General features: G+C 63.3%; 7 protein-coding genes. 2 read left to right on the forward strand and 5 right to left on the reverse strand.

Annotation, left to right across the window (positions count from 1 at the left end):
• Positions 1-20: 20 nt before the first annotated feature.
• Together WKW79_RS30025 and WKW79_RS30030 are read right to left on the reverse strand one after the other, a co-directional pair.
• Entirely contained in the window at positions 21-953 is a 933-nt protein-coding gene (locus tag WKW79_RS30025) for an SDR family NAD(P)-dependent oxidoreductase (RefSeq protein ID WP_340338896.1), read from the reverse strand.
• 755 nt (positions 954-1708) lie between these two features.
• Positions 1709-2692 (reverse strand): IS5 family transposase, encoded by a 984-nt coding sequence (locus WKW79_RS30030; RefSeq protein ID WP_340338897.1) that lies wholly within the window; start codon positions 2690-2692, stop codon positions 1709-1711.
• Positions 2693-3286: 594 nt separating this feature from the next.
• On the opposite strand from WKW79_RS30030, the gene WKW79_RS30035 reads away from it, so the two are divergent.
• Positions 3287-4612 carry an MFS transporter gene (locus tag WKW79_RS30035; protein WP_340338898.1) on the forward strand — a complete coding sequence of 442 codons (1326 nt, stop codon included), beginning with the start codon at positions 3287-3289 and terminating at the stop codon, positions 4610-4612.
• A 146-nt stretch (positions 4613-4758) separates the two neighbouring features.
• On the forward strand, positions 4759-5199 hold the full coding sequence (locus WKW79_RS30040) for an acyl-CoA thioesterase (RefSeq protein WP_340338899.1): 441 nt from the start codon (positions 4759-4761) through the stop codon (positions 5197-5199).
• A gap of 667 nt (positions 5200-5866) precedes the next feature.
• Here WKW79_RS30040 and WKW79_RS30045 read toward each other — a convergent pair.
• The 3 genes from WKW79_RS30045 to WKW79_RS30050 all read right to left on the reverse strand — a co-directional run bounded on the left by WKW79_RS30045 (position 5867) and on the right by WKW79_RS30050 (position 6949).
• Positions 5867-6013 (reverse strand): hypothetical protein, encoded by a 147-nt coding sequence (locus WKW79_RS30045; protein WP_340338900.1) that lies wholly within the window; start codon positions 6011-6013, stop codon positions 5867-5869.
• Positions 6014-6324: 311 nt separating this feature from the next.
• Positions 6325-6513, reverse strand: a complete 189-nt coding sequence (locus WKW79_RS37095) for an integrase core domain-containing protein (protein WP_422823983.1) — start codon at positions 6511-6513, stop codon at positions 6325-6327.
• A gap of 22 nt (positions 6514-6535) precedes the next feature.
• Complete coding sequence (locus WKW79_RS30050; RefSeq protein ID WP_340338901.1) at positions 6536-6949, reverse strand: hypothetical protein; 414 nt, start codon at positions 6947-6949, stop codon at positions 6536-6538.
• Positions 6950-7628 lie beyond the last annotated feature (679 nt).

The following is a 7628-nucleotide window of genomic DNA, read 5'->3' on the forward strand; positions in this document are numbered from 1 at the left end:
GTTGTTTCTCAGTGGGTGTTTCAAGCCGCGATGGCGTCAAGGGTGGCGGGTGCGAAACCGGCGTTCTTCAATTCGAGGTCGCCTTGCGCCGCGCCGCTGCGGGGCACAGTCTCTGCATCGCGCTCGGCCACCTCGGGCAGTCGCGCGGCCAGTTCGTGCACGACTTGCTCCCCGGTACCCAGGTGAATGCCGCGTGTCAGCGTGATGTGCGCTGCCTCGAAGCTGCCCGCGCCGGCACACAGCACCATGCGCGTGGGCGCGTCTTCGGTGACAAGTGCGCCGATGGCAGGGCTCACGGCCGCTGGCGACAGGGCGTCCAGCTTGTCTTGGGGCATCAGCCCGTCGAGCATGCGCGTGCCCGCTGTCGGGGCGAGGCAGTTCACACGGATGCCGTACTTCTCGCCTTCGAGTGAAAGCGTCTGCATCAGGCCCACCAGCGCCATCTTGGCCGCGCCGTAGTTGGCCTGGCCGAAGTTGCCGTAGAGGCCCGAGGACGAGGTGGTCATCACGATGCGGCCCCAGCCTTGCTGGCGCATCGTCTCCCACACGGCCTTGGTGCAATGCACGGCGCCCATCAGGTGCACCTCGACGACAGTGCGGAAGTCTTCCATCTCCATCTTTGCAAAGCTCTTGTCGCGCAGGATGCCGGCGTTGTTGATCAGGATGTCCACCCGCCCCCAGCGCGCCACGGTGTCGGCCACCATCTGCTGCACGGCTTCGAAGTCAGTGACGGAGGCTCCGTTGGCCACGGCCTGGCCTCCCATGGCGATGATCTCGTCGACCACCTTCTGCGCCGCCGAGGCGCTGCCGCCACGGCCGTTGAGGTCGCTGCCCAGGTCATTGACGACCACCTTCGCGCCCAGGCGCGCCAGCAACAGGGCGTGCTCACGCCCGAGGCCGGCGCCCGCGCCGGTGACGATGGCAATCTTGCCGGTCAGATCGATCTTTCTCATGTCATTTTCGAAGTAGATTTAATGTTCGTATGTGCGGGCCGCTGACACCATTGATGACACCGCACAGAGAGCACGCGTCCTGTACTGCGTGTAGCAGCGGCTGCCGCTGCACCCGACGCGCCGCGGAAATCCGTCGCGGGTTGTTGTCACCACCGATCGGCTGCAGGTCTGTCATCAGGTAATGGCTCGAATGCCTTGCACATGTCCCGTTACTGTTGTGGCGCATGGAGCATAGGAGCAAAGGGCGTGCTGTGGCCCGCCCTTTTGTGGGGGGCGCGTACAGCGGGTTCGGGGGCGGGGAACGCGAATGGCGGGTAACTCAACCTAAGGGCTTGTCAAGCAGTCGGGACGAAGCCGACTGCTTTCGACGCCCCAAGGCCATTGACCGCATGTACCAAAAGTTGAAGAAAGCTCCGGCGGGGAATAACGGTTCTCCAGCAGCGCAAGCCATGCACCCCGAGCCTTCAGGCCGATGTTTCGCAAATTGTTCTGGCGGCTGACGCTCTTCTTTGTATTCGGCCACGCGCTGGCCGCGATGGGTAACCGGCGCGCCGCGGCCGTTCGTGGGGCCAGTCGTGTCAGGCGAACAGCGCGAGCGCAATGGCCGGCCAATCCTCTAGGGAGACGCTGAACTATGGGCTCCTTGAGCCGGGTCGACGCAACCACAACGCGTGCGACCGCGTGATCCCGCAACATCGAGATGGCGGGGGCGTTCAGCGCGGCATTTGAGCAGCTCTGGAGGCCGTTTTCTCGGTTCAGGACGCACCTCTGCCAGTGGCACGCATCAATGATCTCTTGGCGATGACCAGGTTGGCCAGACCGAACAGGCTGAACAGCTGCGCCTCGTTCTTCGCAAGACCTTTGTAGCGGGTCTTCTTGTGACGGAACAGGTTCTTGATCACGTGGAACGGGTGCTCGACCTTGGCGCGGATGCTCGCCTTCAACTGCTCGGCCTTCTCAAGCATGCGCGCCCACTTGCGGGTCAGGTCCAGTTGTCGGCGCTTGCCAGGCTGCATTGCCACGTGCCACGTCGGTGCCCGCGCTTCTTCGCGTTTGTCGACACCCCGATAGCCGGCATCGCCGAAGGCGGTGGCCTCTTCGCCGTGCAGCAGCGCGCCGGCTTGCGTCACGTCACTGACGTTGGCCGCCGTTGCGAGCACCGTGTGCACGAGGCCCGACTCGGCATCAACGCCGATATGGGCCTTCATCCCGAAGTGCCACTGGTTTCCCTTCTTGGTCTGATGCATCTCGGGGTCGCGGGTGTTGCTCGCGTTCTTGGTCGAACTCGGCGCTGCGATGATGGTCGCATCCACGATGGTGCCCGCGCGCATCAGAAGCCCTTGCTCGGCAAGGTGAGCGTTGATCTCCTCGAACAGAGCTTTGGTGAGGTCGTTGTCCAGCAGCAGGCGCCTGAACTTCAACAGCGTCGTGGCGTCGGGCACCGATTCGCGCGACAGATCGATGCCCACGAAGTCGCGCAACGCCTGGCTGTCGTAGAGCGCGTCTTCCAGCGCTTCATCGGCCAAGCCGTACCACTGCTGGAGGCAGTACATGCGCAGCATCCGCGCAACGCCGACAGGCTGCCGACCGACGCGTCCGCTCCTCGGATACATCGGCTCGATGACCGCGATCAAGCGCGCCCATGGCACGACGCGTTCCATTTCGCCCAGGAATTTCTCGCGGCGCGTTCGCTTCTTCTTCAATGCGTACTCGGCGCTGGCAAAACTGCGTTGGCTCATGTCGATCAGGCCTCAGGAATCTGGTCCTCGCTCGCATGCATACGCCGTGCCGGCTGGGTCAATAAATCAGCGTTTCCCTAGCAAGATCAGCGTCTGCCAAGCATTTGAGTCCGGACCGGCCATTGAAAGCGCACATGATCCAGCTTGCGAGGGGCCGCTCAACATGCGCAATGCCGCATCAGAAAGACCGGCCGTCACTCGTGCGTGCGCGCGTGCTATAGGGATTCAGTACGTCGGATAGAGGAGAGTGCCGGGAAAGCAGCTTCCGCCGCGCGTGGCAGGAAACGCGCTGCGGCCATCGTGTCGGTGAATTCAGGAAGGCTGTAACAGCGTTACTCGGCATGCGGCGACCCGCCCAAAAGTGAGGGGGGCGCTCGTGCAGTTCATCCCTAGGATTTGCTGAGCTGACTACCGCGCCTCAGCCGGCGAGTGAAATGATCGATTGCGTCATCGGACTCTCTTGAAGAAGGCCGCCAAAGCGGCTCATTTTCCGAGGCGCTGCGCGAACTGCCGGGCCGGCTCGTGCTGGGCTCGAGCGCATAGGGGCAGGGCGGTTCCCGAGCCCATTGCAAACATCAACTACGGAGACAATTCATGAACCAGACGTCGAACACGGTGGCGGAAACGCCCGCCGACCGCGCGATGTATTCGATTATCAGCTGGCGCATCATGCCGCTGCTGCTGGCGGCCTATGTGGTCGCCTTCCTCGACCGCATCAACGTCGGCTATGCGCAGTTGCAGATGAAGGACACGCTGGCCTTCAGCGATGCGGTTTATGCGCTGGGCGCGGGCATCTTCTTCATCGGCTACCTGCTGTTCGAGGTGCCGAGCAATTTGATGCTCGAGAAGATCGGCGTGCGCAAGACGCTGCTGCGCATCATGGTGTGCTGGGGCGGGGTGGCGGTGGCGATGATGTTCGTGCAGACGGCCATGCAGTTCTACGTGCTGCGCTTCCTGCTCGGAGCCTTCGAGGCGGGCTTCACGCCCGGCGTGCTGCTGTACCTGACCTTCTGGTATCCGCCGGCGCGACGCGCCCGCATGATCGCGGTCTTCCTGCTCGGCGCCATCGTGGCGAGCCTGATCGCCGGGCCGCTCTCGGGCGCCATCATGAAGTACCTGAACGGCGCCAACGGCTGGCATGGCTGGCAGTGGCTCTTCCTCGTGCAGGGCCTGCCTGCGCCGCTGCTGGGCATCGTGGCCTGGTTCGTCCTGGTGGACAAGCCGGAGCAGGCCTCGTGGCTCAGCACGGAGCAGAAGACTGCCCTGCGTCACCAGCTCGATGCGCAAGGCCCATCGGTGGACAAGGCCGCGCATGCGTCCCTCATCGACCTGTTGCGCGACCCCAAGGTCTGGGCCCTGTCGCTGACCTACGTTCTCGTCGTGGCCGGCACCTATTCGATCGCCTTCTGGACGCCGACGCTGATCCGGAGCTGGGGCGTGAACGACATGCTCAGGATCGGCGTCTACGCGGCGCTGCCGCAGGTGTGCGCGATGTTCGGCGTCGTCCTCCTGGGCCGCAGCTCGGATCGCCATCAGGAGCGGCGCTGGCACTTCACCGGCGCGGCGTTGGTGGTGGTGGCAGGCCTCTCGGTCATCGCGATGGCGGACGAAAATCTCGCGGCGTCGATCGCAGGCCTGAGCCTGGCCGTGATGGGGATCGCCTCGGTGCCGCCCGTGTTCTTCGCCATCGTCTCCGAATACCTGCCCCGGACCTCGGTGGCGGCCGGCATCGCGCTCGTCAGCAGCATCGGCAACCTCGGCGGCGCGATTGCCCCGCCCGTGACCACCGCCATCAACGCCGCGACCGGAGGCACGGTCCACAGCCTCTACTTCGTGATGGGCGTGTACGTGGTGGCTTCGTTGATCCTGCTGACCGTCTTCCGGCGGGTCGCGCCCGAGCTTCGCCCCCAGGCCGCATAGCGAATATCTTCAACCCCACAGAGAACCCATGATCCAAGTCATCAAGAGCGGCCAGACCGCCCAGGCCAAGGCCGGCAACCAGGCGCAAGTGCGCGGCACCGTCGAAGCCATCCTCGTGCGCCGCGTGAAAGCCGAGGCCTGAAGCCATGGCAAAGCCCGTGCCGGAAAGCCGCAGCGCTTACCGCTACTTCCGCGACATCACCACGCGGTGGATGGACAACGACGTCTATGCGCATGTCAACAACGTCGTGTACTACAGCTGGTTCGACACCGTCGTCAACGCGTGGTTGCTGGAGCGCAAAGTGCTCGATTTCAAGCGCAGCCCAACAGTGGGTTTGGTGGTCGAGACGAGCTGCAGTTACTTCTCTTCCATCGCCTTCCCGGACATCGTACGTGCCGGCCTGCGCGTGGTGCATCTGGGTGCCTCCAGCGTGCGCTACGAGGTGGGTCTTTTCGCCAACGACGGGCAGCAGGCTGCGGCGCAGGGCCACTTTATGCACGTGTACGTGGACCGCGTCACGCGTCGCCCCGTGCCCTTGCCGGCGGAATTGCGACGCGCGCTCGAGACCATCGAGGTGAAGACGTGAAGACTTCGCGGACCGATTCGTCGTGAACACGGGCGCCGCATCGGGCCTCCACAAGACCTTTGTCGGCGAGGCTGGCATGGTTGTGTCGTCAGCGATCCATGTGCCCGCGCGTCGCCATGCTCGTCCGGATCCATCGACATTCTCCATTTGAAGGCATCGACCTTTCTCTGTTTCCCCTCAACGATCCATTCGCAAGAAGTGGGAACAGCGGACATTTGCATCACAAATGCGTGCGAGGAAGGAGGCCAAGGCGTGCGGCATCGGCGCCGGCTCTCCAAGGTAGCGGACCACCCCCTCCGGAAGAATTGGTCCGGTCAGCTACGAAGATGAAATGCGGGCAGCAAAAACCATCGGAGCAAGAGTGCATGCCGGTTCGATCGCCAGGCCTCGAATGCCCACCAACGCGGTCGGCGCGACGTCGCTGTGGTCCGTCACCGCATTCGTTCATTCGTTTGTGACGCCCGCGAATTCGAACGCAACGCTGAGCCTCCAAAACCCCTCAGTGATGCCGCGCGCTGCAAAAAGGGCGCCTGCCACCTCCGCCCAGGTGAACGCTACCGCCTGCGCTGTCTCTGTACCCAATCGCATAGCGATTCTTCATCGAAAGTTATTCCCGAACTTGGAAGCATAGTTACCCGCCGCAGCATGTGTTGCCCGCTCATGCATGTCAAATCGACTCTTGGGTCATCAGGCGGGCGGCATCTGGCAAACATGCGCTGTTTACGATTGCCTCTGCCATGTTCAGCGCAGGCTTGGCCAGCCCATAGGCGAAGTCGACGATGGCGATGTTGGCACGCAGCAACGCAGCATCCACGCGCCGATCCTGTGCATCAGCCGCAGGCCGCTTGGGCGGCGTGAGCAGCCAAGGCCTTTCCCATTACCTTGTCGCGCGCCCTTGCCACGTCTGCCGCCTATTTGGCGTGCTGCCTGCACGCGGTGGGCGCATAGTGCCGGGCGACCTGCGGAACCAGCGCGAACGCTTTCGCGAAGGCGGGTTCCAACGCGTCGGCGCTGTCCTCGCCAGCGGATCGACTCGTACCGTGATAAAGAAGAGAATTCCTCACACTCACGCACCACATATAGCGGCCCCTTGTATCGGTCGGGACCGTAGCGGTGGCTGCAAGATTAATTGATCTCGGTGGTTGTTGGGATGGTCTGAGCTGCATCGCCAGCGCGCTGGCGATGCAGCTCAGCGAACTTCGCCGGGGGCATGTGTTGGCAGCTGCTATGGGGCCTTACCTCGTTGTAGTCGTGGCGCCAGAGCGTGATGGCCGATCTGGCTTTCTGCAGTGCCTCGAACCATTGCTCGTTCAGGCACTACTCGACCTCATGGCCTTCAGCCAGGCGCGCGGCGTACTGCATTGACCGTGGCGGTGATGGCCGGATCGACCCGGATGATCGTCTCCGGCCCGCCCGCCAGTGCGAAGTCGCTGCCCTCGATGGTGTAGCCGGTGGTGCGGAACTGCATGCCTTCCAGCGCGATGTCCTGGCCCAGTGTCACGCTCCCTGCACTCCCTTGGAAGACGGCGAAGCCGCTTTGCCAAGGGGCATTGACCGTGCCAGTGGCGTTGGTCCAGTTGGTTGTCGTGGTGTTCCAGGTCGACGTTCCGCCATCCACCGCGTTGTTGGCCGTAGTGTTGGTGCCGTCCCAGTACTGCAGCGCAAAGCCGCCCGATTGCACAATCAGGTTCACTTGGCCGAGCGTCGAGGTGTCGACGAGAAAGTCGCCGCTGGTGAAGCCCCTAGGCAACGATCCTTCCTCCTTCGAAAAGGCAATGCGATCAGGTCACGACGGCGAATGAAACCATGGCTGAGCGTGAGCCAATCTGAACGCAGTGGCAGCAGAGCGAGCGTGCCAGCCTCCAGTTCGTCCGCGATCTGGCTCAGCGCCGACACGCTGATGGCGTCGCTCGATTGACGGTGGATTTCGCCAGCCTGGCCGAATCGACTTCCCGCGACGACAGGAAGTCTCCGGGGCATTGTCGGTCGAACCTGCGCGGCCGTCGAAGCGCGTGAGCACAGGACCAAGGCGTACGGAAGCGCGCGTGCCGATCATCGGCGTCGCGGCTAACTCGGCCAGAGACAGGTCTGAGGGAGCAGCCATGAGATGACCGGCGCGGCAAAAGAAGTGGACGGCGTGTTGCCCAAGCGGCTCGCAGACGAGCCGCCCGTCCTAAGCCGCCTACAAGGACTTCCCGCAGAGTCAGGTGGATGTGTTTGGATTTTGGCTGTTCTTCCTTGATGAGCGGCTGTTTGGTATTTGCTCTTGATTGAATCACTCGTTCGGCGCCGTGCGGCAGATGAAGGTGCGGTTGCGACGTGTCTGTCCGGTCTTCCCCGTCGCTTGACGGCGAACAGCTACGGACCAGTCAGATGTCGATGACCCGTCGAAGGTGTCCGTAGGACACGCTCCAGGAGGCCTCGCCGGT

This window comes from Variovorax robiniae (assembly GCF_037889955.1).
Taxonomy (GTDB): domain Bacteria; phylum Pseudomonadota; class Gammaproteobacteria; order Burkholderiales; family Burkholderiaceae_C; genus Variovorax; species Variovorax robiniae.

Coding starts and splice junctions, on each gene's coding strand:
- WKW79_RS30025 (WP_340338896.1), bottom strand. CDS start 953: ATGAGAAAGATCGATCTGACCGGCAAGATTGCCATCGTCACCGGCGCG.
- WKW79_RS30030 (WP_340338897.1), bottom strand. CDS start 2,692: ATGAGCCAACGCAGTTTTGCCAGCGCCGAGTACGCATTGAAGAAGAAG.
- WKW79_RS30035 (WP_340338898.1), top strand. CDS start 3,287: ATGAACCAGACGTCGAACACGGTGGCGGAAACGCCCGCCGACCGCGCG.
- WKW79_RS30040 (WP_340338899.1), top strand. CDS start 4,759: ATGGCAAAGCCCGTGCCGGAAAGCCGCAGCGCTTACCGCTACTTCCGC.